The sequence below is a fragment of the Pseudophaeobacter sp. genome, assembly GCF_039971195.1.
Lineage (GTDB): Bacteria > Pseudomonadota > Alphaproteobacteria > Rhodobacterales > Rhodobacteraceae > Pseudophaeobacter.
In genome coordinates, this window is record NZ_JBDWPJ010000097.1 from 1 (window position 1) to 24809 (window position 24809).

The following is a 24809-nucleotide window of genomic DNA, read 5'->3' on the forward strand; positions in this document are numbered from 1 at the left end:
TTTTTAGAGGTGCCGGCCATATTGGCGTGGCGGAAGGCATCGCCAGAGCGGTCTACGCCGGGGCCCTTGCCGTACCAAAGGCCAAAGACACCGTCATATTTGCCCTCTCCGCGGATTTCCGCCTGCTGCGCCCCCCAAAGCGCGGTCACTGCCAGATCTTCGTTCAGACCGTATTGGAAGGTTACATCGGAATTTGTCAGGTGCTTTTCGGCCCGCTGCATCTGCATGTCCACAGCGCCAAGCGGTGAGCCGCGATAGCCCGTCACCAGACCGGCTGTGTTGAGACCAGCCGCTGTATCCCGCGCCTTTTGCATCATCATCAGACGCACCAAAGCCTGCGTCCCATTCAACATAACGGGCGATTTGCTCAGGTCATATTTGTCATTTAGCGAGATTTTTTGCGTGCTCATCCGGGCCTCCCAACCAAAAACTAGCTTGCATTGCTTGACCCAGTAATAGGTCACAATTACTGACCTGTATAGGCGGTTTTTTTACTTTTCCCTCGCGTCGACATGGAAAATTGATAAAAACCTGTAATTTCATATAGTCTGCTACAGACAGATCGAAAGAGACGGATATGGATTGGGATAAGCTCAGAATATTTCATGCGGTCGCCGATGCAGGCAGCCTGACCCATGCCGGGGACAAGCTGAACCTGTCGCAGTCTGCGGTCAGCCGTCAGGTGCGCGCCTTAGAGGAAAGCCTCAACACCACCCTGTTTCACCGCCATGCGCGGGGGTTGATCCTGACGGAACAGGGCGAATTACTGTTTGATGCCACCAAATCCATGTCCGGACGACTGGAGGCGGCTTCGGCCCGAATTCGCGACAGCGAAGAAGAAGTCTTTGGCGAGCTGCGCGTCACCACCACCTTTGGCTTTGGCACCCTCTGGCTGGCGCCGCGCCTGACCAAACTGTTTGAACAATATCCCAATCTGAAGATCGACCTGATGCTCGAGGAACGGGTGCTTGATCTACCGATGCGTGAGGCCGATGTGGCCATCCGCATGAAAGAGCCAAGCCAGGCGGATCTGGTGCGCAAACGGTTGATGACGGTGCAGATGCGGCTTTATGCGTCGCGCGACTACCTGGACCGCAACGGCACCCCGGACTCGCTGTCAGATATCAAGCACCACCGGCTGATCTGCCAGAACCAGCGTTCAGCCCAGGTGGGCCAGGCCTCGGTGCTGGTGCAGCGGCTGATGACCCATAACCCCGGATCGCTACTGACTGTGAACAACTATTTTGGCGTGCTACAGGGCGTTTTGCATGACCTCGGCATCGGCATCCTGCCCGACTATGTCACCGAGGATTTCCCCGATCTGGTTGAGATTCTCCCCAATGAGGACAACAACGGCGTGCCGGTATACCTCGCCTACCCAGAAGAATTGCGCCATTCGCAGCGGGTTTCTGCCTTTCGGGACTTTGTGCAGAACGAGATCATGGCGCATCGCAAGCACATGAAAGAGCTTGGGAAATTGTGAGTTTCAAGCAGCCGCCATTGAGCCATGCAAAAACCGCATAGCAGCAATGCCGTTATACGTGCATGAAACATCTTGAAGGGTCAGCATCATGACCCTAAATGGAGCCTATGAAGAGACGGGCTAACGCCTTTCTTCATACCTCCCTGTTGGACTTCGGCCGAGCTTAGTGCTCGGCCTTTTTTTTGCACTTTCACTTGTGCACAGGGGCTATGGCGGCTTCAAGCCCCGCGCTCGCCCCCAGGGTTTGAAACATCAGACTGCCCCCAATTTGTGCGGCATGCCTCAAGCTTTGCTCAAACTCTGAGCACCCGCAAAAGGACAGCAGTATTTCCCCTTCCATAGACAACACTGAGCCATTTCGACGCGATGGCGCGTTGAGATACCCCCTTCCCCATCAGGCTGGCTTGCTCTAAAAGCCGCCTCAGTAGCACCATGGGGGGCCATATCGCGCCATGCAAGAACCAGCCATCACATCCGAACTGATCGCAAGCCACGGCTTGAACGCCGAAGAATACGACATGATCCTCGAGATCATCGGACGCGAACCCAGCTTCACCGAACTTGGCATCTTCTCGGCCATGTGGAACGAGCACTGCTCGTACAAATCCTCCAAGAAATGGCTGCGCACCCTGCCGACCGAAGGCCCGCAGGTGATCTGTGGCCCCGGCGAAAACGCCGGCATCGTTGATATTGGCGATGGGGATGCAGTGGTTTTCAAAATGGAAAGCCACAACCACCCCTCTTACATTGAGCCCTACCAGGGCGCGGCCACCGGTGTTGGTGGTATTCTTCGCGATGTCTTTACCATGGGTGCGCGTCCCATTGCTTCGATGAACTCGCTTTCCTTTGGTGAGCCCGCCCACCACAAGACCCGCCAGCTGGTCAACGGCGTGGTCGAGGGCATCGGTGGCTATGGCAACTGCTTTGGCGTGCCCTGCGTTGGTGGTGAAGTCCGCTTCCACCCGGCCTATAATGGCAACTGCCTGGTCAATGCCTTTGCTGCAGGCCTCGCCAAAACCGACAGCATCTTCTATTCTGCCGCCTCGGGCGTTGGCATGCCAGTGGTCTACCTCGGCGCCAAAACCGGCCGTGACGGAGTTGGCGGTGCCACCATGGCCTCTGCCGAGTTTGACGACACCATTGAGGAAAAGCGCCCCACCGTTCAGGTTGGCGACCCCTTCACCGAAAAACGCCTGATGGAGGCCACGCTGGAGTTGATGCAGACCGGCGCGGTGATCTCGATCCAGGACATGGGTGCGGCGGGTCTGACCTGCTCGGCTGTTGAAATGGGCGACAAGGGTAAGCTGGGCATCAAGCTGAACCTCGAGGACGTGCCCCAGCGCGAAGAAAACATGACAGCCTACGAGATGATGCTCTCGGAAAGCCAGGAACGCATGTTGATGGTGCTGAAGCCCGAGCTTGAGGCCGATGCCCGCGCCGTGTTTGAAAAATGGGACCTGGATTTTGCCATCGTCGGCGAAACCATTGCCGAGGATCGCTTCCTGATCCTGCACAACGGCGAGGTCAAAGCCGATCTGGTGCTGTCGAAACTGGCCTCCACCGCGCCCGAATATGACCGCCCCTGGGTAGCGACCCCGGCAGCAGAGCCGCTGACCGATGCGGATGTGCCCACCATTGATCCCATTGATGGGTTGAAGGCGCTGCTTGCCTCGCCCAACTACGCGGGCAAACAATGGGTCTATGAGCAATATGACACCACCGTCATGGGCGACACCACCCGCCGCCCCGGAGTCGGCTCTGGCATCATCCGGGTGCATGGCACCGACAAACGCCTGGCTTTCACCTCAGATGTGACCCCGCGCTACGTCAAGGCCAACCCGGTTGAGGGCGGCAAACAGGCGGTGGCCGAAGCCTATCGCAATCTCACAGCTGTTGGCGCCAAACCTTTGGCAACAACCGACAATCTGAACTTTGGCAACCCGGAAAAGCCTGAAATCATGGGCCAGTTTGTCGGCGCGCTTCAGGGCATCGGTGAGGCCGTGGCCGCATTGGATATGCCCATCGTTTCCGGCAATGTCTCGCTCTATAATGAAACCGACGGTCAAGGCATCCTGCCGACGCCCACCATTGGCGCTGTAGGTCTAATCGCGGCGGGCGAAGAAGCCATCACCGGCGAGGCCCGCGACGGTCATATCGCCCTTCTGGTCGGCGAAACCCTGGGTCATCTGGGACAATCCGCCCTGCTGGCAGAGGTCTTCAACCGCGAAGACGGCGACTCCCCTGCGGTGGATCTTGCAGCCGAACAGCGCAACGGCGAATTCATCCGTGCCAACCGCGAGCTGATCAAGGCCTGCACCGATCTCAGCGATGGCGGCCTTGCTTTGGCGGCTTTTGAACTGGCCGAAGAAGGCAGCGTTGGCGTGCAGATTGATGCGGCAGACACCCCAAGCCTCTTTGGCGAAGATCAGGCCCGATATCTGGTGGCCTGCAACTTTGATCAGGCCGAGGCCCTGATGCTGGCAGCCGGTCAGGCCGGTGTTACGGTCACAACCGTTGGTCGCTTTACCGGCGACAGCGTCAAAATTGGCGGCTCCGAGGCACCGCTGGCCGAGCTGCAAGAGATCTTCCGCTCCGGCTTTGCCGCCGCCGTGGCCTAAACCCTAGGCCGATCCGAAGTTTCAAAAAGGCGCGCTTAACCTGCGCGCCTTTTTTTTTGGCCAAGCCGCAGAAGGTTCCTGCGGGAGCCAAGCTGCGGCTTGAGTGCTTGCACTGCCCCCAAGCCCACCCTAAGTTCCAACTACGACCAATCCCAAGGACAGCCCACATGCCAATGCAAGCCCAAGAAATCGAAGACCTCCTGCGCGAGACCTTTCCTGAAGCGGATATTCAGGTCGCCGGCCATGACGGGGTGCATATGTCTGCCATGGTGATTGACGAGAGTTTTCGCGGCAAAAACCGGGTGCAGCAACAACGCGCCGTCTATGCTGCCCTTAAGGGCAAAATGGACGGTTCAGATGGAGAATTGCACGCCCTTGCCCTGACCACAAAGGCGCCCGAGTGACAGACCTGCTGATCGCTGCAACGGCGCTGACCGTGTTGGCGATCTGGACATGGTTGGACCTCTTGCCCTATATCGAACAAAACCGCCGCAGGCGGCACCGCCAAAAGGAAACTAAACATGAGCGACGCACAGACCCGCATCGACGAAACCGTAAAAGCCAATGACGTTGTGCTCTTCATGAAGGGCAACAAGGACATGCCACAGTGTGGCTTCTCCTCTCGCGTCGCTGGCGTGCTGAACTACATCGGCGTTGACTACACCGATGTGAATGTTCTGGCCGACGAAGAGATCCGCTCCGGCATCAAAGAATATTCCGATTGGCCGACCATTCCGCAGCTCTACATCAAGGGCGAATTTGTCGGCGGTTGCGACATCATTACCGAAATGACCCTCTCGGGTGAGCTGGACGGCATGTTTGCCGACAATGAGATTGCCTTTGACAAGGACGCCGCTGACAAAATCCGCGAAGCCAACGGCTGATCCTCTGGTCTAACCCAATCTACAGAAACGCAAAAAGCCCCTTCCACATCGGAGGGGGCTTTTTTCATTTAGTGCCGCAATCGATAGACGGATTGATCACTCCGCAGCGGCTTTTTCTTCCAGCTGCTGCGCTATGGCCTCGGCCCGGGCAGCCAGCTCGGCCAGGGTTTCGGGCACCTGCGGCGGCACCACCGGCACTTCGATGCGTTCTGGCTCTGGTGCCGGCGCATTCTTCAGCGCGTCCAGCTCTGCGAGTTTTTCGGCCAGTTCCTCCTCAACGTCCTTAATCCGGTCCTCAACGGCGGCGGTTTTGTCCGCCAGCATCAGGCCTGCCATCAGCAGCATCCGGGCCTCTGGCATCCGACCAATTTGGTCCGACAGCACCTGGGCTTCGTCATCTAGCATTTTGGCCGCGGAATGCAGATAACTTTCTTCGCCCAACTGGCAGGAAACTTCGAACCCGCGACCGCCGATATGAATGGTAATTTCCGGCATCAGACTTCCTCCCCTTCCGGCAGATTTTGTTCCGGCACTGCCTGTGCACTGGCCAACAAGGGTTCAAGCTTGGCCAGCACCGCGTTGACCTCATCCTGTCCCTTAGCCTGAGCTGTCTGCAGGGCCTCGACCTCAGCGGTGAGCGCTGCATTGGTGCTGCGCAGCTGTTCCACTTCGCCATCCTCCGCAACCGCAGTCGGCTCAGCAGCGGCAGACTGGGCTTGCTCCAGCTGGGCTTTCAGGGCGGTGATTTCGGCCTCCAATGCGGCCTGATCCACTGCATTGCCCAGATCCGCTTCCCCTGCTCCGGCGGCTTCGGCAACCTGCGCCTGAAGCTGTTCATTGGCCGCTGAAAGCTCGGAGACCTGAGTTTCCAGCGCTTCTTTTTCCGCCGCCAGGCCATTGCCGGCGCTCTCCAGCTCGCCTTTCAGCCGGGTGACTTCCTGTTTCAGCGCGTCTTTTTCATCAGTATTGCCAACCTCGTTGCGCAGCAGCTCCAGTTCAGACTGTAGCGCCTCCAGCTCTGCCGGAGTGACTGCGGCGACGCCTTCTTCTTCCTGTTTGATCCGGGTATGCAGAACCTTGACTCGCTCTTGCAGCTGCGCATTGGCGGTTTTTTCTTCTTCCAGAGCCTGCTCCAGATCAGAATTATCCGCGGCCGCGCGGGCGGCTTCCTTGGCCTCGGCACTTGCCTGTTCCAGCTTGCCGACACCGTCGCTGATCCGCTCCATCGCGGTCAGAATGCGACCCTGCAACTCTTCGATCTGCGTCATGCCTGTCCCTCATCCCTCATCAGTTCTGCCAATGCTTATTGTGCATGTTTGTTCCAGCACAGCGACACCCGGCCTTTGGCGAATCGCTTTGGCCTGTCGCTCTTGCAGCCAGCTTAACGGAAGCAAGAGTAAAACACCCCCTCTTTGCTTTCAAGCACTTGCAGCCCTGACTTCGCCTTACCGGCGGGGAATAGCGCAGAAAGCTTGATCTTTGGGCTGTCACTGCTATTGAGCGGCAGACCAGACTGGTAACCCAAAGGAAAACTTCAGTGGATCTGACAGCCCTGCGCACCGCTAATCCCGATCATTGGAACAAAGCCGCCGCCATCCGTGCCCTGGCACTGGACGCCGTTGCTGCTGCCAATTCCGGCCACACAGGCATGCCCATCGGCATGGCCGATGTTGCCACCGTTCTGTTTGAAAAGCACCTGAAGTTTGATGCCGCCGCGCCGCAATGGCCCGACCGCGATCGCTTTATCCTGTCTGCCGGTCACGGCTCAATGCTGATCTATTCCCTGTTGTACCTCTGTGGTGACAAACAGGTGACACTGGAGCAGATCAAAAACTTCCGTCAGATGGGCGCGCTGACAGCAGGCCATCCGGAAAACTTCCTGCTGGATGCGGTTGAAACCACCACCGGCCCGCTGGGTCAGGGTATTTCCAACGCCGTGGGCTTTGCCATGGCCGAAGAGATGCAGCGCGCCCAGTATGGTCGCAAGATTGTCGACCACCACACCTATGTCATCGCTGGCGACGGTTGCCTGATGGAGGGCATCAGCCAGGAGGCTATCGGTCTTGCCGGGCGTCACTCCCTGGGCAAGCTGATTGTTCTTTGGGACAACAACAACATCACCATCGACGGCACTGTCGAGCTGTCGGACCGCACCAACCAGGTGCAGCGGTTCAAGGCCTCCGGCTGGCAGGTGATCGAGATCGACGGCCATGACCCCGTTGCCATCGATGAGGCCCTGACAGCGGCGAAGAAATCGAAGAAACCTTCGATGATTGCCTGCAAGACACATATCGCCCTGGGCCATGCCGCTCAGGATACCTCCAAAGGCCACGGTGCCCTCACCGACGCTGACCAGATGGCCGCTGCAAAAGAAGCCTATGGCTGGACCACCGGCCCCTTTGAAGTCCCCGCCGACATCAAATCCCAGTGGGAATCCATTGGCAGCCGTGGCGCTGCTGAGCGTGCCGAATGGGAAGCCCGCTTTGCTGATGTTTCCGAGCAAAAACAGAACCGCTTCAACCGCGCCTATGCGCTGGAAGCGCCAAAGAAGCTCTCGGCTGCGATCAAAGCACTGAAAAAGCAGGTCTCTGAGGAGCAGCCCAAGGTTGCCACCCGCAAGGCCTCCGAGATGGCCCTGGCCGTGATCAACCCGATCATGCATGAAACAGTGGGTGGCTCGGCTGACCTTACTGGCTCCAACAATACCAAAACCGGCGATCTGGGTGTCTTTGACACCGATAATCGCAAGGGCCGCTATGTCTATTGGGGCATCCGCGAGCATGGTATGGCTGCCGCGATGAACGGCATGGTTCTGCACGGCGGAATGCGCGCCTATGGTGGCACCTTCTTCTGCTTCACCGACTATGCCCGCCCTGCCATGCGTCTGGCCGCCCTGTCCAAGATCCCAACAGTGTTTGTCATGACCCACGACAGCATCGGCGTTGGCGAAGATGGCCCGACCCACCAGCCGGTCGAGCATCTGGCAATCTGCCGCGCCACCCCCAACACCTATGTGTTCCGCCCCGCGGATGCAGTTGAAGCGGCAGAGGCCTGGGAAATTGCCCTCACCGAGAAGGACACCCCTTCGGTGATGACCCTGACCCGTCAGAACCTGCCCACCCTGCGCACTGAGCACAAGCTATCGAACCTCACCGCCAAAGGCGCCTATGTGCTGGCCGAGGCGGAGGGCAAGCGTCAGGCCATCCTGATCGCAACCGGCTCTGAGGTCTCATTGGCGATGGAAGCCAAGGCCAAACTGGAAGCGATGGGGATCGGCACTCGCGTCGTTTCCATGCCCTGCATGGAGCTCTTTGCCGCCCAGGACGAAGCCTACCGCCGCAAGGTCCTGCCCGCAGGCCCCGTACGCGTCGGCATCGAGGCCGCAATGCGCGCTGGCGGTTGGGATCGCTGGCTGATGGGTGAGCGCGGCCAGGACAAAAAGGCTGGCTTTATCGGCATGGACCGCTTTGGCGCCTCCGCCCCAGCTGGAGAGTTGTTCGAAAAATTCGGCATCACCGCCGAGGCCACCGTCGCCAAAGTGAAAGACCTTCTTGGTTAAACTCAACCAAAATTGGAATACTAAGGGGCACCCGAACGGGTGCCCTTTTTCGTTTTTGGGCGCCTTCCACTCCGAAAGTTGTGTTGTCAGGGCTTCAAAAGAGTTTTGACCTTTGAAGGATATCTGTTCACTCTACCGACGCCCTTCTCTCGCTTCATCATGGCTATCAAAAAAGTCTGAAAAACGAGTCCTTACCGGTGTATCTTTGTAAAACGATCTAAAATCAGAAGCCTCCTCGCACTTCAACAAATACGCACATAAACGCTTCCGAAATTTCAGCACCTTGACCTTACTTGGTAGCTTCGCAAGCCAATGATAGTGAGGACGCCCGACTGAGCATTTCGGAGATAGAGCGCGACCAGAAGGCAATGGGTTCTCAGACAAAACTTCAATAAACTGGTCTAGCTCTTGTGGCGTAGCAAAAATCAAATTCACCTGATCAAAATGGACTTCCAGCAGGCACCATACTTTGCGTTGCTTTGGGAACGGGTGAGGGATCCTATAGATAGGTTTCAAATGCCCCGTTGCATCGTTCTCTCTGCGCCAAGCATGAAACCGCGCACCAGCCCAAACACTGACTGGCGTCGTTGGGAATTCTTTGTGAAAATTGATTTTTGCTGACTTCATGGATTCTAGAACTCCGCGAGGACAATCTGCGTTCGAAACCGATCACTCAGATTCTTCGCAAAGTGATGGACGTGGAGTGCAGAAGGCAACCCCGCAAAACGTTCTATTCTAGCGCTCCTTTTTCACCGCCAAACTTGGTCATCACCGGCCCGATCACCTTGGTCGCCACGGGGATCAGCAGCAATCCCCAGGCCACACCAAAAATCCCATCCATTGTGGCCTTGGAGGTCCAGGCGACAAACCCGGTCCAGGCCTCAGGCACCTTGTGGCCAGCAGCATGGGCTAGGTCGTGGATAAGGTGACCCAGCCAGTCAAAGCCCAGAACCTCCAGCCCGTGGATGATGATCGACCCGCCAACCCAAAGCATCGCTGCCGTACCAACGACGGAGAGGATCCACATCAGTTTAGGCATGAACTGCACCAAGCCACGGCCCAGGCCCCGGCCAATCGGTGTTGGCGCATTGCGGGTCAGGAACAGGCCGACGTCGTCCATCTTCACGATCAGCGCCACGGTGCCATAGACCGCAACGGTAACGCCAATGGCCACAACCGCCAGGGTCGCCGCCTGCATCCAGACGGTGGGGGCCTCGATGGCGGAAAGCGCAATGGTCATGATCTCTGCTGACAGGATGAAATCGGTCTTGATCGCGCCTTTGATTTTTTGCTCTTCCAGATGACTGGGATCCTTGTCCTCCATATCCTGCTCCACCTCATGGCTGGCATGGGGGAAGAGCACATGGAACACTTTCTCAGCGCCTTCAAAACACAGGTAGCTGCCGCCCAGCATCAGGAGCGGCGTGATCGCCCAGGGGGCAAAATTCGCCAGGAGCATCGCCACCGGCAGCAAAAGGATCAGCTTGTTGAACAGCGACCCCCGGGTGATGCGCCAGATGATCGGGAGTTCGCGCGCGGGCGCAAAGCCCTGCACGTATTTGGGCGTCACGGCGGCGTCGTCGATAATCACCCCGGCGGTCTTGGCCCCGGCCTTGCCCGCCGCAGCCGCCACATCATCAACCGAGGCCGCAGCCACTTTGGCAATGCCTGCCACATCATCCAGCAAAGCCAGCAAACCGCTCATATCCAAAACCCTTATCTCAGCCGCGCAATTTCCTGCAACCTACCCTATCTGTGCCTCATGACAAGCGTTAGCGCCATCGCAGCGAAAGTTACCAAAACCGTTAACGCCACCGGTGCAAACCGTTACCGCCACCGGTCGAGTTTTGCGCTAACATGTTGGGTTTTCGCCGTTTTTGCCCCTTTAGTAGCAGGGGGATGAGGTCTATATGCGTCAGCAAGATTAGCTCGCCTGGAGACATGCTCATGACCATCAAAGTCGGGATCAACGGTTTTGGCCGTATCGGACGCTGCACCCTGTCACATATCGCCGCCTCTGGCCGTGACGACATCGAAGTGATCAAAGTCAACGCAACTGGCCCGCTGGACACTGCCGCGCATCTGATCAAATACGACTCCGTGCATGGCCGCTTCCCCGGCGAGGTCACCACCGGCGAAGGCACCATGAACCTGGGCCGCGGCGACATGCAGATGTTTTCGACCTACAACATGGACGAGCTGGACTGGTCCGGCTGTGACGTGGTTCTGGAATGCACCGGCAAATTCAACGACGGTGAAAAAGCCAAGGCGCATCTGGAACGCGGTGCCAAAAAAGTGCTGCTCTCTGCGCCGGGTAAAAACGTCGACAAGACCATCGTCTTTGGCGTTAACGACGCTGAGCTGAAGGCCAGCCACACCATGATCTCCAACGGGTCCTGCACCACCAACTGTCTGGCGCCGCTGGCCAAGGTGCTGGACGAGGCCGTTGGCATCGAGCATGGCATCATGACCACCATCCATGCCTATACGGGTGATCAGCCCACCCTGGACCGCCGCCACAGCGATCTTTACCGCGCCCGCGCCGCCGCCATGTCGATCATCCCGACCTCCACCGGTGCCGCCAAGGCTCTGGGCGAAGTGCTGCCAAACCTGAAGGGCCGCCTTGATGGATCCGCCATGCGGGTGCCTACGCCAAATGTATCGGCTGTGGACCTGACCTTCCGCGCCAGCCGCGACGTCACCGCCGACCAGATCAACGCCGCGATGCAGGAAGCCGCCACCGGCCCGATGAAGGGCGTGTTGGGTTATGAGCCTGCGCCGCTGGTCTCCACTGATTTCAACCATTCGCCAGAAAGCTCGATCTTTGCCCCTGATCAAACACGGGTTGTCGACGATCGCATGGTGCGGGTACTGGCCTGGTATGACAACGAATGGGGCTTCTCGGTCCGTATGGCTGATGTGGCCGTTGCCATGGGCCGGTTGGGCTAATCCAGCTACCAATGCTGCTTTGCCCGGCTAAGGGTAAGCTGCTCTTGAGATTTCTCGCCCGCTCAGGCATATCTGAGCGGGCGTTTTCATTCTGGCGGAACCTCATGACCAATAAGATTGCCATCTGGCTCGGCCTGATCCTGATCACCGGTATTGTTGCGGACCTGGTTCTGGCGCAGGGCGCCAATCTGGTGTTCCTCAGCAAAAAGCTGTTCGAACTGATCGACTGGATCGCCTTCTGGCGCTGAGAAAACGCAAAGGGCGCAGCCAGTGATCGGCCACGCCCTGTTGTTTTCACAAAGCCAAATGCTCTGCCTGATCTAAACTTGTCAGGTTTTGCCAAGCCTCTTACGCAGCTCGTCAAAAACCAGCGGCGTGACAAAACTGGAGACATCCCCGTCCAGCCGGGCGATCTCTTTCACCAGCTTGGAGGCAATGGCCTGATGCCGCGCCTCAGCCATCAGGAACACGGTCTCGACCGAGCTATCCAGCACGCGGTTCATGCCAACCATTTGGTATTCATATTCAAAATCCGCCACAGCCCGCAGGCCGCGCACAATGATCTGGGCGCCAACATCGCGAGCACAATCGATCAGCAGGTTCTCAAAGGGATGCACCACAATCTCGGTGCCGGTCTCTTCGCTCAGCTTGGCGCATTCCGCTTCGATCATCACAACGCGCTCTTCCAGCGTGAACATCGGCCCCTTGTCGCGGTTGATCGCAACCCCGATGACCAATTTATCCACTAAAGCGCTGGCGCGGCGAATGATGTCGATATGACCCAAAGTGATCGGGTCGAATGTCCCTGGATACAAGCCGATACGCATAGGACTCTCCTGCCATGGTCCTGTTTCAAACTAAGATCTTGCGCAGACCAAAACATCTTAACAGCAGAGGATGCAAGAGGGGGAAAATACGCAAAAGCCTTTTCCCGCGCGTCATCTGGTCGCGACCCCTGGATCGCCCGAGGTATATGGTCCTACCGCAGGGATTGGAGCGCGTTTCCGGCGCCTCCCCGCCTGCAACAGGAGCTGTTTGTGACAGGCTGATAACGGGGTCAGTGCCCCATAATCATGCCTTCCAGCGCGTCTTTCTCCATGGCGATTTCCGCCAGCTGCGCCTTGACCACATCGCCAAGGGAAACCAGCCCGACGACCTTGCCATCTTCGACCACAGGCATATGGCGGAATCGACCAGTGGTCATCTGCTTCAGCACCTCTTCGACATTGGACTGGCTCGAGCATGTGACCAGCTTTGTGGTCATGTAATCGCTGACAGATTTGTTCAGGCAGCCGGAGCCGCTTTTGCCCAGCTCGCGCACAATATCGCGTTCCGACAGAATCCCATCTGCGGATTCACCATCCGCCGAGACCACAACAGTACCAATCCCCTTGTCTGACAACAGATTGGCCGCATCAGCGACCGAAGCATCCGGGGCGATCGTTACAACTGCCGCGCCTGCCTTGGACTTCAGAATCAATTGAACCAGCATATGCGCTCCTATTCGTAATTTTCTTGCGTATTACCAAGGTTTGCCGCAACGCCGCGTCAAGTCAAGGCCTCCAACCGAGCCACTTCGTCTCGAATTCCTTTGGTCAGCGCCTGGGCAAAGCGGTTGAGCCGCTCGCTGCGCTGATCTCCCTGGTGGCGCACCAGGTAAAAGCTGCGGGTCAGGCTGATCTTGTCGGTCAGCACCTTGCGCAGGGCGCGGTGGGCCGGCAGGGAAAAATCATGCGCCCCACAGAGTGCTGTGCCCTGGGCTGCCAGTTTGATCTGCACCGAGACCGAATTGGAAGCCAGTGCCACCCGCTCCACCCCGAGATTGCTGAGATAGTCCAGCTCGCGGTCAAAGATCATATCCGGGATATAGCCAATCATCTTATGGCCTTTGAGGTCTTCGAGCTTCTTGATCGGGGGATGTTTGCGCAGATAGTGATGCGATCCCACCATGTGCAATTTGTAATCGGTGAGCTTTTGCACCAGGAGCTGTCCTGCAGTGGGCGCGCTGACGGTCACCGCCATATCGGCCTCGCGACGGCTCAGATTGATCACCCGTGGCAGGGCGACAATCTGGATATCCAGATCCGGGTGATCTTCGCAGATCTGGGCGCAGACCTGGGGCAAAATGTAATTGGCACTGCCATCGGGTGCGCCAATGCGGATCTGCCCGGACAAAGTGTCGCTGGGGCCGGTGAGGGCCTCTGCCCCGGCCCGCATTGCCTGCTCTGCCGCCTCAGCATGGACCAAAAGCCGGTCGCCAGCCGCACTGAGCGCGTAGCCCTGAGGGGACTTTACAAAAAGAGGGGTTTCCAATGCAGCTTCAAAACGAGAAATGCGACGGCCAACCGTGGCTGGATCCATCTTTAGAATACGCCCCGCGCCAGACAGGCTGGCCTCGCGGGCGACAGCCAAAAACACTTTCATATCATCCCATTGAGCATCCATCTGCACGATCCCCTCTGCTTGCCTCAGAGACTTAGAGCCCTGTTTACCATTTGCGTTCCTGCAAATCCTCTTTGAAATCTTTCCCCTTTTCCACCTCTTTTTGCAAGACTAAGCTTTGGGCAAGTAATCCAGAGGAGGTTTTTCTGATGCAAGAGCTCACCCACTACATCAATGGCGAACACGTCAAAGGCACGTCGGGCCGTTTTTCGGACGTCTTCAACCCGGCCACCGGCGAAGTTCAGGCCAAATGCCCACTGGCCAGCAAAGACGAGATGGCCAATGCCGTTGCCGTCGCTGCTGCCGCCCAGCCTGCCTGGGAAAAAGTGAACCCCCAGCGTCGCGCCCGCGTGATGATGAAATTTGTCGACCTCTTGAACCGCGATATGGACAAGCTGGCCGAGACCCTGTCGCGCGAGCACGGCAAGACCTTCCCCGACGCCAAAGGCGACATCCAGCGTGGTCTGGAAGTTGTGGAATACTGCATTGGCGCGCCGCAGATGCTGAAGGGTGAATTCACCGACAGCGCCGGCCCCGGCATCGACATGTACTCCATGCGCCAGGCCCTGGGTGTGACCGCGGGTATCACCCCGTTCAACTTCCCGGCGATGATCCCCATGTGGATGTTTGCCCCGGCCATTGCCTGCGGCAACGCCTTTATCCTCAAGCCCTCCGAGCGTGACCCATCGGTGCCTCTGATGCTGGCAGAACTGCTGGAAGAAGCCGGTCTGCCCAAGGGCATCATCCAGGTTGTGAATGGCGACAAAGAAGCCGTTGACGCGATCCTGTTTGACGACACCATCCAGTCGGTTGGTTTTGTCGGCTCGACCCCTATTGCCGAATATATCTACGGCACCGGTTGTGCCCAGGGTAAGCGGGTTCAGTGCTTTGGCGGCGCCAAGAACCACATGATCATCATGCCCGATGCGGACCTTGATCAGGCGGCAGACGCCTTGATCGGTGCTGGTTACGGTGCAGCAGGCGAACGCTGCATGGCGATCTCGGTTGCGGTTCCTGTTGGTAAAGAGACAGCTGACAAGCTGATCGAAAAGCTGATCCCCCGTGTTGAGACCCTCAAGGTTGGTCCCTACACCGCTGGCGACGATGTCGACTACGGTCCGGTTGTGACCGCAGCGGCCAAAGCCAATATCGAACGCCTGGTTCAGACCGGTGTTGATCAGGGCGCCGATCTGGTTGTTGATGGCCGGAACTTCAGCCTGCAGGGCTATGAGGACGGTTTCTTTGTCGGCCCAAGCCTGTTTGACAATGTCACCACCGACATGGACATCTACAAGCAGGAGATCTTTGGCCCGGTTCTGTCCACCGTGCGCGCCGAAACCTACGAAGAAGCGCTGTCCTACGCGATGGATCACGAATATGGCAACGGCACCGCGATCTATACCCGCGATGGCGACACCGCCCGTGACTTTGCCAACCGGATTAACATCGGCATGATCGGCATCAACGTGCCAATCCCCGTGCCGCTGGCCTATCACACCTTTGGGGGCTGGAAGAAATCTGCCTTTGGCGATCTGAACCAGCACGGTCCCGATGCGTTCAAATTCTACACCCGCACCAAAACCATCACCTCGCGCTGGCCTTCCGGCATCCGCGAAGGCGGTGAGTTCAACTTCAAAGCGATGGACTAAGCTTCATCCCGTGAAGGATTAATCTGAAAGAGCCCCGGATAGACCGGGGCTCTTTTTGTTTTCCCAAATTGGCTTATACCTTGCCGATCTTCAGCGCCTTGTCCAAAACCCTTTCGATCCTCTTGTGCACATCGCGGTCCTCCCAATAGCCATTGTGAGAGGCCGGGTTCCAGAACTGCCAGAGCTTTCCACTATCAACCCAGCGGTCCTGCAACTGACCATCCTTAGCCAAAGCCTTGTAGCCCGGTGAAGTGCCAGCCAGAGGCATCCCCAAGGCGTCATCCTTGTCGTTGAGGTTGACCCACCAGGGTTTCAAACGCTTGTTCTTGGCAATTGCGGTGCCAGGAAACGTGATCGGATGAATGTCCTTTGGCTGATAAGAAAATGAAAATACGGGGATGTTACAGCCAAAGGTGACAAAACCAGCCATCGTCTGCATCTTTTGAAACTTGCCCGAGCCGGCAATCTCAGGAAAACCCTTTTGCATGTCATAGATGTAATTGGACATGATATGGCCACCCAGAGAATGGGCCAATACGACCAGCGGTGTTCCCTTGCCCGCGATCTGTTCCAGCCGCGCCATCGTTGCGTGAACCCGCGCGTGAATGAGGTGATAGATCTCATCCTTTTCATCCCCTGGTGTTCGGCGGTACGAGGCTGCATCAGCCAGGTTGTGCATCACAAAACGGCGAGTCTTCATCCAGCGCGCGCCTTTTGATTTGAGACTTTGATTTACAAACCTGTCCTGACGGTCCTGCAGGATATCAGCCCAGAAGATCTCCCTCCAGGCGATGTTCTGAAAGGTCTGGTTGCCCATCCTCTTTTTCATGGCCTTGTACAGACCACTGGAAAAACTGATGGTATCCACATCTTGCCGGTCATTTCCCTGGCTTCCCATGCCATGGATCACCGCAACGGCAACTCGATTTGTCATAAAATTTCCTCCTCAAAACTGCTGATCAAAAGAGCTTTGACCCAATGGAACTTGGGCAAAAACGCGCCGGGGAACAAAAATGTGAAGCTACCGGACCTTTTCACCCTGTGCCTGCATCCCATATGAGTAAAGCAAATTCGTCACTCTTCTCGCCAACCTTCCAGCCGGGTGCCTCATTCATGTCGTCAAAACCAATCCCCCGTCGCGCCGCTTTACTGGGTCTGGGTGCGACCCTCGCCACCCCCAGCCTGTTGCGGGCGCAATCCCTGGATGCTTTCCCGCAAGATGAAGCGCCGATCTCGAACCAACCTTCGGTCCAGCGCAATATCTCTTCGTTCAAGCAACAGAACTGGCAGGACCATTTTGACGAATTGGGCATTGGCTGCCTGCTGGCCGATGTGACCTCGCGGGCGGTGCATTATTGGGGCGGCGATGGTGAGACCTATCGGCTTTATCCTTCTTCGGTGCCGATGTCAGAAGAATTGACAAAACGTGGCTATACCAAGGTGGTTCGCAAGGCTGAAAACCCCAGCTGGACGCCGACGGCCTCGATGCGTGAACGCGACCCGAGCCTGCCCCTTCGGATGAATGGCGGCCCCGGAAACCCGCTGGGCACCCGCGCGATGTACCTGAGCTGGCCCGCCTATCTGGTGCATGGCACCCATGACACCCGCAAAATCGGCAGGCAGAGCTCTTCTGGATGTATTGGCCTTTATAATCAGCATGTTGAACAACTTTACCCACTTGTAAAAGTCGGAACCCAAGTTCGCGTTCTGTAAAGACCCGACCAAAACCAAAGAAACAAAAGCCTGCTCAAACACAGTGTTTGAGCAGGCTTTTGTTTTACCCCGATAATCTATAGCTCAGACCAGCAAAAGACAGGTTGTGTTGCGCGCCAATCAGTTGAGCGACATATGCTTGGGCCGCAGGCCTTCCTCGTAGCGCAGGATAGCTTTTTCCATCAGGTTTTCAAAGTCGCGCACATAGGCCTCGGAATCATAAAGCGGTGTGGTGTGGAGATTGTCTTTCAACCGCTGCTTCACCTCCGCCAAAGCCTCCGGATCGGTGGCCAATTTCAGCGCCAGATCGTGGTATTCCTCAACCGTTGTGGTGACCAGATCCTCACATTCGATCGCGGTCAGAATACTGGCGGCGACCCGCGCAGCAAACTGTTCCCCGGCTTTTGTCACCAGAGGCAGGCCAGACCAGACAGCCTCGCTTGCGGTGGTATGGGCGTTACAATTGAAGGCATCGAGAAACAGGTCAGCATGTTGCATCCGTTCCATGTGCTCGCTCATCCGAACGCGCCCGGCAAAGACCAAACGTTCAGCATCAATGCCGCGTGCTTCGGCTTCGTGGAGCAGGTTTTGTTGCAAGAATTCAGTTGGTGCCAGCAACCACAACACGCTGTCAGGCACCTCGTGCAACAGTTTCATCCAAACATTAAATTCCTGCGGCGTGACCTTGTTGGGGTTGTTCATGCTACAGAATACAAACTTGTCTTCAGGAAGCCCATGGGCGGCACGGTCAGACGAGAACTCAGGCAAAGGACGGCTATTATCGTTTGGCTGATAGCAATGCGGCATATAGAGGATCTTCTCACTAAAATGCCGACGCATTGCTTGCGGTACAGTCACTTCATCAGCGACAAAGTAATCCATATTGCTCATACCAGTTGTACCGGGATAGCCAAGGTAAGAAACCTGAACTGGGGCCACGCGCGATACAAAAACTCCTAGGCGCGCATCTTTCGTATAGCCCTTCATATCAATGGCCACATCGATCCCATCCTGGCGTGCCAGCTCTGCCAGCTCACCATCGTTCAGATCGAGCACATTGTGATAGATATCCGAAGTCTCTTTAACCCGTTGCTGAATTTCATTCTCTCGTTGGGTGCCATAGTCATACAGGCAAACCTCGAAGCGCTCGCGATCAACCATTTCAAAGAAACGGCCCAGCAAAAGCATGGTGGCATGGTTGAAGAAATCACTGGAGAAAAAGCCCAGACGTATTTTGCGTCCCTTCACAGTCGTGTGGTTGAACTTTTTGTTTTCTTTTACATTTTTAGCAATAGTTTTGGCCCGGGCTGAAACCCGGGTTTTGTGCAGGCCTGGGTTGTCAGTCACCGCCAAAAGCGCAAAGGGCTTCACATCCAAAGGCGCCTTGTCCCCCAACTGCAGCAGCTTGGGCATCGTATCAAAAATACTCCAATCACTTACCGCCATACAGGTGTGGATCAGACTGTAAGCCGAAAACACCTCCATTGGCTTCGTCCGATGCGCCGCCAGGAAAAATCCTTTGGCGTCATTCTCCTTGCCTAACAGAAGCAGAAGCTTGCCAATGGAGCACAAAGCCTTGGTATCAAGCGGGTTGATCCCCACACATTCCATGTATTCCATCAAAGCATTGTCGTAGCTGTTTTGCTGGAGGTGGATATCACCCGACATTCGCCGAATGGCCGGATCCTGCGGGTAGAACGAAACGGCCTGATCCAAGACTTGACGCGCCTTGGCAAAATCGTTTTCCAAAATGGCCAACGAGGCCTGCTGCAAAAAGACCTTGTTCGCTGGCAATTTCTCACTGTGATTTCGTTGCTGAGCCTGGCTCTTGAGAAGAGCGCTGGAAGGCCCCGCAAAACCAGATGCCCCTTTCTTGGGCGCGTTCTTGAAGTGAAAGCTTCGGGTGGTCATAAGTGGTTTCTGCCTTCCTAAGGACATCTAAGCAATTCAATGCTCAAGCCAGATATTAGTGACTTGCTTACTAAGATTTCCTTTCCAAAGTCGGAATTACTCAAAACTCTCAAACAGAGCTTTGGCCACTTGTTTGAAGGCACTTGAAATTGAAGTAGCCGGAAGAGCCCGGAGGGAACCATGTAGAAGGGCCCTCCATTATCCGGGCAAAAACACCCATATCGCTCCACCGCTTCCAACAATTATAAGGCGGCTTGGGTGGAGCATGCTCCTTTGGAGCACCGGACCAACGTAAGCCGTTGCAGTTGATGAAGATAATCCCACTCAAAACCCGCCGATCATCGACGCGTGGCACGCCATGGCACACTGTGGCTCTTCGGAAAACAGGGCCGAAGCCGTGCCATTTGATCTTCGTTCAGCCAGTAGAGAATGCTTATAGAACCCCCGCAGTTTGGGAGCTTGAAACACGTCGAACCGGCAACCTCAATCAGATCAATAGGTCCTGAGCTTAAGAATAGATTTTGCGGTGTGAACGGGGTTACCCTCTCCCCTGCCCTGCGGCACCAAATAGAACGGTAGTTCTGCAAATTTAGGAATGCTACCGTTCTTGGCGTACTCAGATCAGAGCCACTGAGGTACGAAGTCCACCAAACCCTCGTTCGCAAACTCACCAAGACCTTTCCTGCACTGCAGCAAACGTGCAAAGCCTGACAGGAAAGGCGCTCGCGCGCTCATCAGGGCGCCACTTCCTGAGCCAGCAACATGTTGTTTTTCCGCACAATTTGGCGGGAAAAGATCCCTCTCTGCAGCTTCGCAATTTCATGGGTGATATCGAAAAAGCTGTCATCTTATGAGAGTTCGAAGCCACGAATGCTACAAACGATCCAATGGCGGCAGAGAGCCCGACCTGTGAATTTGACTTACTCTCTCTGCGTTCGCTCGCATTGCGATAAATTCTGCGGCAGCGCAGATCACGGCATTACAGTTTTGCGGAGATTTCGGCCATTCACTCAGGGGGCAGCGATTTAGAAGCTATGAAATCACACATCGTGGACAAACCACCCTTGTTCCACAGACCTTCAATAGCAGTAAGGCGCTAACGTTAGAAAAGGCTGCGCACCGGGCTCGCAAGCCCGGCGCGTTTCTTTTTTCAGCGTGGTATCCGGCTCAGCTGCGCCCTTTCCAGGGAACCAGCCAGTTCTCGGCCCGGCGCATCAGCACATCGATGCCAAAGCCGATAACTCCGATAAGTATGATCCCCATGAGCACGATGTCGGTCAGTTGGAACTTGGATGCAACCATGATCATCATCCCGGCACCTTCCGACGCAGCAACCAGTTCGGCCGCAACCACCGTGCCCCAACAGACCCCCATGGCGACACGCGCGCCGGTAAAGATCTCGGGCAGCGAGTTGGGCATGATGACATGGCGCATGATCTGCAACTTGCTTGCACCTAAGGAGTAGGCTGCGTGCACCTTGGAGATATTGACCCCGGACACACCTGCCCGCGCCGAAATCGCCATGATCCAGAGCGAGGCCAGGAACAACAGGATGATCTTGCCCACTTCGCCGATGCCAAACCAGATGATAACCAGCGGGATCAGCGCCAGCGGTGGCACCGGGCGCATGAATTCCACGATTGGTTCGAACCAGCCACGGAACCAGTCGCTCAAACCCATCGCATAGCCCAGAGGGATCCCGATCAGCGCCCCGAAGAAGAAGCCGGCAATCACGCGAAACAGCGAATAGCCCAGGTGTTTCCACAGCGTGCTGTCGCGGTAGCCTTCATTGGCAATTTCAATCACACGGCCCACAACGGCTTCGGGCGGCGGCAGCCAGATCGGCTCCATCTGCAAGCCCTTGGGCGGAGAGAAGCTGATCGCGCCCTTGCTGGTCAGGGCAAAGCGCCCCGCATCGGTGCGGATCGATTCGCCCGGTGCAATCGCGACACCATCGATGGCGACAACCCGGGTCCCATCCTTGCGCGTGACCTCGTCATTCTTGTCAAACAGCACAGTGGCCGAACGCGAGGCGGACATGGCCAGCGCATCGTCCTTGGCAAACCCGTCGCCGAGCGGCACGTCAAACTTCTCCGGCTTCTCACCGAAACCCACGACGCGCACATGCACTGTAGCATCATCGCGTTCGCCGTCTTGGGTGGCCACCGTATAGGTAAAGGAGGTCTCGCCGACAAACGGCCCCGGCGCGTGCAGGAACCCCGGCACCCAAGCCGACCCTGTGAAGGATCCCCAAAGCAGGAAAATCGTCAGAACCGAGACCACCGAAGCAAACCGGTTCGAGATCACCGCGCTTTCATCGCCAAAGGTCACGGTTTTGAGCGAGGTAAAATCAGTACTCGTGCGCTGCACGAAGAACCGCACAACAAGGAAGGAGATCACGAAGATCGCGACGTATACCAGCAGGATCATCAACCCGATCATTGCATTTCCTCCGAACGACCCATGATTTCTTCTTCCATGTCCCAGATCATTTCCAGGATTTCTTCGCGCGTCGTGGCATAGCCTTCTGCTTTCTTGACTTCGCGCAGGTCACCCCCCACGCCCATTTCGGCAAAGGGAAGCCTGTATTCTTTGTGAATGCGTCCTGGACGCGGGGCCATGACGAGAAGTCGCTCGCCCAAAAGCAGGGCCTCTTCCACGGAGTGAGTGATCAGGATGATGGTCTTGCCCGTCTCTTTCCAGAGCTTCAGCACCAAGCCCTGCATCTTTTCGCGGGTCAGCGCATCCAGCGCGCCCAGCGGTTCATCCATGAGGATCACGTCAGGATCATTGGCCAGACAGCGGGCAAGCGCCACACGCTGCTGCATGCCTCCGGAAAGTTCGAAAATCGCCTTGTCCTTGAAATCGCCAAGGCCAGTCACGTCAAGCAGGTGATCCACCTGATTGCCCCATTCCGCTTCGGTCTGCCCCTTCATCCTTGGGCCGAAGCTGACATTTTCGCGCACGTTCATCCATTCGAACAAAGCGCCTTGTTGGAACACCATGCCGCGCTCGGCGTCGGGGCCCTTGACCACGTGCCCGTTCATGGTGATTTGCCCTCCTGTCGGCGCCAGAAACCCGGCCGCGATGTTCAGCAAGGTGGTCTTGCCACAGCCCGAAGGGCCGAGCACGCTCAGAAGCTCGCCGGGCTTGAGATGCAGCGAGACGTCCTTCAGCGCCTGCACCGAACTGCCATTGGGCAGATCAAAGCGCATAGAGATGCTTTCAATAGATAGTCCTGACATAGGCAGCACGTCCCTTTTGAGAAATATGTGGGAGGACGGACGGCCCCGGACGGAGCCACTCTGAAAGGCAGCGACCCTCGCCGCTGCCCTAGTTGGTATCCTTAATTGCCGCCGACGGCTGCAAGCGGATCGGTGTTGACGTTGCTCTCATAAGAATCGAGGGCTGCGTTGATGCTCTTGGCTTCGACAAAAACGTCCGCAACGCCCTTCATGAAGGTCTGAGCATTCCCACCCAGCCACTTCTCCGAAAGCTGATCGTCAACAGTCGGGAAGGTGAAGGTCGCGATGGTTTCCGCGGTGGCGGCTTCATCCATGCCCGCGTCCTTGGCAATCAGCGGCAGCATTTTCGCCTGGTTGGCCGGATCGGCCCACATCGCGTTGGCATCTGCCGTCACCTTGAGGAACTGGGAAACCACGTCGCCGTTCTCGGCAACCCAGTCAGCCGGGCCGGAGGTGACATCAAACACCAGAATGCCGATCTCGGTCTTTTCAGCACCGGTCAGCAGCACGTTGCCATGCTCCAGTGCGCGGCGCAGCGATCCGCCCCAGCCACAGAACATGTCGATCGAGCCCTGTGCAATCGCAGCGGCCGCATCCGGCGGATCCATGTCGACCACATCCATCGAGGCGACATCAACGCCAAAGTGGCTCATCTGCTTGAGGAAGCCATAATGTGCGGCGGTGCCCAGCGGCACAGCGACTTTCCTGCCGGCCAGTTCGCCCGCGTTGGTCTTGTCGATCTCCAGTTCCGAACGCACGACGCAGTTATCGTTGTCGGCATAGCTCACGGCGACGTCGAGGATCTCCAGATCTTGCCCGGCGCTGGCCGCAACCACGAAAGGCGGCAGGCCCTGGCTGACCGAAAGGTGAACGTCACCCGAGGCCATGGCAGCCGACATTTTCACACCGCTTTCAAAGCTGACCCAGTTGATGTCCATGCCAAGGACTTCTTCATAGGTGCCCATCTGTTTGGCATATTCGAACGGCATCGGCCATTCGAGGAAATAGGCCACGGTGATGCTCTCGGCGCTGGACGGTGCAGCGGCAAGTCCGGCCACGCCGGCTACAAAAGCTGCAAGGGTATTTCTGAGGGGCTTCGTCATCATTGTAGTCTCCCTGTTCTTTTTCTGGGTCGCTTCTTTGCGACTTGGATAAGCCGCGAAGAATTCCGGCTGCCAATATCTCGCAATGTTTTGCGCCCATTTGTCCAATAAAACTCGATTTTCGCAAAAAGATGGACTTTAGTTCCGAAATTTTCGAATATAGCAAAGAATTCGCATAGATATCATGCAAAAGGCTCGTCATGCAGCGCAGTAACCTGAGCCTTCGTGGGCTCGAGATCTTTCAACTGATCGCCAAATCGGGCTCGGCCCGCAAGGTCTCCGAGGAAACCGGTCTCTCGATCAGCACCATATCACACCATTTGCGAAGTATTGAAGCCGGCCTTGGGGTCGACCTTGTAGACCATTCCCGCCGTCCGATGGTGTTGACCCCCGCAGGTGAAGTTTTTGCCCATCACGTCGGAATTGGGTTGCAGGCGATTCGTCGGGGTGAAACCGAGCTCACCGCAGGCAACCTTGCTCAGGTCCGAGAGCTGCGCCTGGGCATTGTCGATGATTTCGATAGCGAGGTCGCACCGGAACTGGCCCAGTTCCTGTCTCAGGCCATGCCGAAATGCACGTTTAAACACCTCACCCGTCCCAGCCACGACATCATCCGCCTGCTGCACGAAAAGAAGCTCGACATCGGCATGGCGACGCGCCCGATCAGTGGGGATGCGGGGTTGGTCGAACTGCCCTTGTTGCGCGATCCTTTCGTGATTGCCTTACCGGCCAATGCCACGGAACCGCCCGAAGCCTATCTGGCTGGACGGTCAAAGCTGCCCTTCCTGCGCTATTCCAAGAACCTGATTATTGGCAACCTGATCGAACTGCATCTACGGCGCACGCAGATCTCCCTGGACAACCGCTTTGAGCTGGAAAGCAACCATTCCCTGCTTGGCATGGTTGCAGAAGGCACCGGCTGGGCGATCACCACGCCGGCCAGCTACAACCGCGCCAAACGCTATCAAAACCGCATCACGCTCCATGCGTTCCAGAACAAGAGCTTTGCGCGGGAATTGTCGTTGTTTCGCGCGGACTACTATCCTCAGGCGACGGCCGATCTGATCGGCGGCACCTTGCGGCGCCTGCTGTCGCGCCACTTCGTACAACCGATCCTGGATGACCACCCCTGGCTTTCCAATGACTATCGTGTGCTGGAAAAGCCCGGAACCGACAGTTAACGCCCAAAACAGATAACGGCCTTTCCGTGCCCAAAACCTCTCTGCGCTGCCTTTGCAGGCGTGCCAATTCGC

The 24809-nt window shown here is 56.8% G+C and carries 22 protein-coding genes and 2 pseudogenes; 10 read left to right on the forward strand and 14 right to left on the reverse strand.

Annotated elements, in window-relative coordinates; genetic code table 11:
* A pseudogene (locus ABJP42_RS08485) lies at positions 1-410 on the reverse strand (indolepyruvate ferredoxin oxidoreductase family protein); the annotation flags it as partial.
* A gap of 167 nt (positions 411-577) precedes the next feature.
* On the opposite strand from ABJP42_RS08485, the gene ABJP42_RS08490 reads away from it, so the two are divergent.
* From ABJP42_RS08490 to grxD, 4 genes are all read left to right on the forward strand, one after another.
* Complete coding sequence (locus tag ABJP42_RS08490; RefSeq protein ID WP_348339895.1) at positions 578-1483, forward strand: LysR family transcriptional regulator; 906 nt, start codon at positions 578-580, stop codon at positions 1481-1483.
* Positions 1484-1935: 452 nt separating this feature from the next.
* On the forward strand, positions 1936-4101 hold the full coding sequence (gene purL / locus ABJP42_RS08495) for a phosphoribosylformylglycinamidine synthase subunit PurL (protein WP_348339896.1): 2166 nt from the start codon (positions 1936-1938) through the stop codon (positions 4099-4101).
* A gap of 167 nt (positions 4102-4268) precedes the next feature.
* On the forward strand, positions 4269-4505 hold the full coding sequence (locus ABJP42_RS08500) for a BolA/IbaG family iron-sulfur metabolism protein (RefSeq protein WP_348339897.1): 237 nt from the start codon (positions 4269-4271) through the stop codon (positions 4503-4505).
* A 117-nt stretch (positions 4506-4622) separates the two neighbouring features.
* On the forward strand, positions 4623-4985 hold the full coding sequence (gene grxD / locus ABJP42_RS08505) for a Grx4 family monothiol glutaredoxin (protein ID WP_295453453.1): 363 nt from the start codon (positions 4623-4625) through the stop codon (positions 4983-4985).
* A 96-nt stretch (positions 4986-5081) separates the two neighbouring features.
* On the opposite strand, the gene ABJP42_RS08510 is transcribed toward grxD, so the two are convergent.
* Together ABJP42_RS08510 and ABJP42_RS08515 are read right to left on the reverse strand one after the other, a co-directional pair.
* Entirely contained in the window at positions 5082-5480 is a 399-nt protein-coding gene (locus ABJP42_RS08510; protein ID WP_348339898.1) for a cell division protein ZapA, read from the reverse strand.
* Positions 5480-6253, reverse strand: coding sequence for a coiled-coil domain-containing protein (locus tag ABJP42_RS08515; protein ID WP_348339899.1), 774 nt, complete (start codon positions 6251-6253; stop codon positions 5480-5482). Before ABJP42_RS08515 ends, ABJP42_RS08510 begins: the two co-directional genes overlap by 1 nt.
* A 269-nt stretch (positions 6254-6522) precedes the next feature.
* On the opposite strand from ABJP42_RS08515, the gene tkt reads away from it, so the two are divergent.
* Entirely contained in the window at positions 6523-8544 is a 2022-nt protein-coding gene (gene tkt, locus ABJP42_RS08520) for a transketolase (RefSeq protein ID WP_348339900.1), read from the forward strand.
* Between the two features lie 132 nt (positions 8545-8676).
* Here the strand turns inward: tkt and ABJP42_RS08525 are convergent, their stop codons facing one another.
* The gene (locus ABJP42_RS08525) at positions 8677-9171 is read right to left on the reverse strand and encodes a hypothetical protein (protein ID WP_348339901.1); all 495 of its coding nucleotides are present in this window, start codon (positions 9169-9171) and stop codon (positions 8677-8679) included.
* A gap of 103 nt (positions 9172-9274) precedes the next feature.
* A complete protein-coding gene (locus tag ABJP42_RS08530) occupies positions 9275-10249 on the reverse strand; it encodes a DUF808 domain-containing protein (RefSeq protein ID WP_348339902.1) in 975 nt (324 codons plus the stop codon).
* Between the two features lie 242 nt (positions 10250-10491).
* Between ABJP42_RS08530 and gap the strand changes: the two genes are divergently transcribed.
* Positions 10492-11493, forward strand: a complete 1002-nt coding sequence (gene gap, locus ABJP42_RS08535) for a type I glyceraldehyde-3-phosphate dehydrogenase (protein WP_348339903.1) — start codon at positions 10492-10494, stop codon at positions 11491-11493.
* A 104-nt stretch (positions 11494-11597) separates the two neighbouring features.
* The gene (locus tag ABJP42_RS08540; RefSeq protein WP_348339904.1) at positions 11598-11741 is read left to right on the forward strand and encodes a glyceraldehyde-3-phosphate dehydrogenase; all 144 of its coding nucleotides are present in this window, start codon (positions 11598-11600) and stop codon (positions 11739-11741) included.
* Positions 11742-11822: 81 nt separating this feature from the next.
* On the opposite strand, the gene coaD is transcribed toward ABJP42_RS08540, so the two are convergent.
* The 3 genes from coaD to ABJP42_RS08555 all read right to left on the reverse strand — a co-directional run bounded on the left by coaD (position 11823) and on the right by ABJP42_RS08555 (position 13938).
* A complete protein-coding gene (gene coaD, locus ABJP42_RS08545) occupies positions 11823-12320 on the reverse strand; it encodes a pantetheine-phosphate adenylyltransferase (RefSeq protein WP_348339905.1) in 498 nt (165 codons plus the stop codon).
* Between the two features lie 230 nt (positions 12321-12550).
* The gene (locus ABJP42_RS08550; RefSeq protein WP_348339906.1) at positions 12551-12985 is read right to left on the reverse strand and encodes a CBS domain-containing protein; all 435 of its coding nucleotides are present in this window, start codon (positions 12983-12985) and stop codon (positions 12551-12553) included.
* A 56-nt stretch (positions 12986-13041) separates the two neighbouring features.
* Positions 13042-13938, reverse strand: a complete 897-nt coding sequence (locus tag ABJP42_RS08555; RefSeq protein ID WP_348339907.1) for a LysR family transcriptional regulator — start codon at positions 13936-13938, stop codon at positions 13042-13044.
* A gap of 146 nt (positions 13939-14084) precedes the next feature.
* Here ABJP42_RS08555 and ABJP42_RS08560 point away from each other — a divergent pair, with 146 nt between their 5' ends.
* The gene (locus ABJP42_RS08560) at positions 14085-15584 is read left to right on the forward strand and encodes a CoA-acylating methylmalonate-semialdehyde dehydrogenase (RefSeq protein ID WP_348339908.1); all 1500 of its coding nucleotides are present in this window, start codon (positions 14085-14087) and stop codon (positions 15582-15584) included.
* A gap of 73 nt (positions 15585-15657) precedes the next feature.
* Here ABJP42_RS08560 and ABJP42_RS08565 read toward each other — a convergent pair whose 3' ends face one another.
* Positions 15658-16518 carry a hypothetical protein gene (locus tag ABJP42_RS08565; RefSeq protein ID WP_348339909.1) on the reverse strand — a complete coding sequence of 287 codons (861 nt, stop codon included), beginning with the start codon at positions 16516-16518 and terminating at the stop codon, positions 15658-15660.
* A gap of 179 nt (positions 16519-16697) precedes the next feature.
* Here ABJP42_RS08565 and ABJP42_RS08570 point away from each other — a divergent pair, with 179 nt between their 5' ends.
* Positions 16698-17297 (forward strand): L,D-transpeptidase, encoded by a 600-nt coding sequence (locus ABJP42_RS08570; RefSeq protein WP_348339910.1) that lies wholly within the window; start codon positions 16698-16700, stop codon positions 17295-17297.
* Positions 17298-17417: 120 nt separating this feature from the next.
* Here the strand turns inward: ABJP42_RS08570 and ABJP42_RS08575 are convergent, their stop codons facing one another.
* The 5 genes and pseudogenes from ABJP42_RS08575 to ABJP42_RS08595 all read right to left on the reverse strand — a co-directional run bounded on the left by ABJP42_RS08575 (position 17418) and on the right by ABJP42_RS08595 (position 23559).
* Positions 17418-19055 carry an O-linked N-acetylglucosamine transferase, SPINDLY family protein gene (locus ABJP42_RS08575; protein ID WP_348339911.1) on the reverse strand — a complete coding sequence of 546 codons (1638 nt, stop codon included), beginning with the start codon at positions 19053-19055 and terminating at the stop codon, positions 17418-17420.
* Positions 19056-19398: 343 nt separating this feature from the next.
* Positions 19399-19645, reverse strand: a pseudogene (locus ABJP42_RS08580) (transposase); the annotation flags it as partial.
* Between the two features lie 730 nt (positions 19646-20375).
* Positions 20376-21641, reverse strand: a complete 1266-nt coding sequence (locus tag ABJP42_RS08585; RefSeq protein ID WP_348339916.1) for an ABC transporter permease — start codon at positions 21639-21641, stop codon at positions 20376-20378.
* 5 nt (positions 21642-21646) lie between these two features.
* Positions 21647-22453 carry an ATP-binding cassette domain-containing protein gene (locus ABJP42_RS08590; RefSeq protein ID WP_054461212.1) on the reverse strand — a complete coding sequence of 269 codons (807 nt, stop codon included), beginning with the start codon at positions 22451-22453 and terminating at the stop codon, positions 21647-21649.
* A 101-nt stretch (positions 22454-22554) separates the two neighbouring features.
* The gene (locus ABJP42_RS08595; RefSeq protein ID WP_490363202.1) at positions 22555-23559 is read right to left on the reverse strand and encodes a taurine ABC transporter substrate-binding protein; all 1005 of its coding nucleotides are present in this window, start codon (positions 23557-23559) and stop codon (positions 22555-22557) included.
* Between the two features lie 197 nt (positions 23560-23756).
* Between ABJP42_RS08595 and ABJP42_RS08600 the strand changes: the two genes are divergently transcribed.
* Positions 23757-24737 carry a LysR family transcriptional regulator gene (locus tag ABJP42_RS08600; protein WP_348339912.1) on the forward strand — a complete coding sequence of 327 codons (981 nt, stop codon included), beginning with the start codon at positions 23757-23759 and terminating at the stop codon, positions 24735-24737.
* Positions 24738-24809 lie beyond the last annotated feature (72 nt).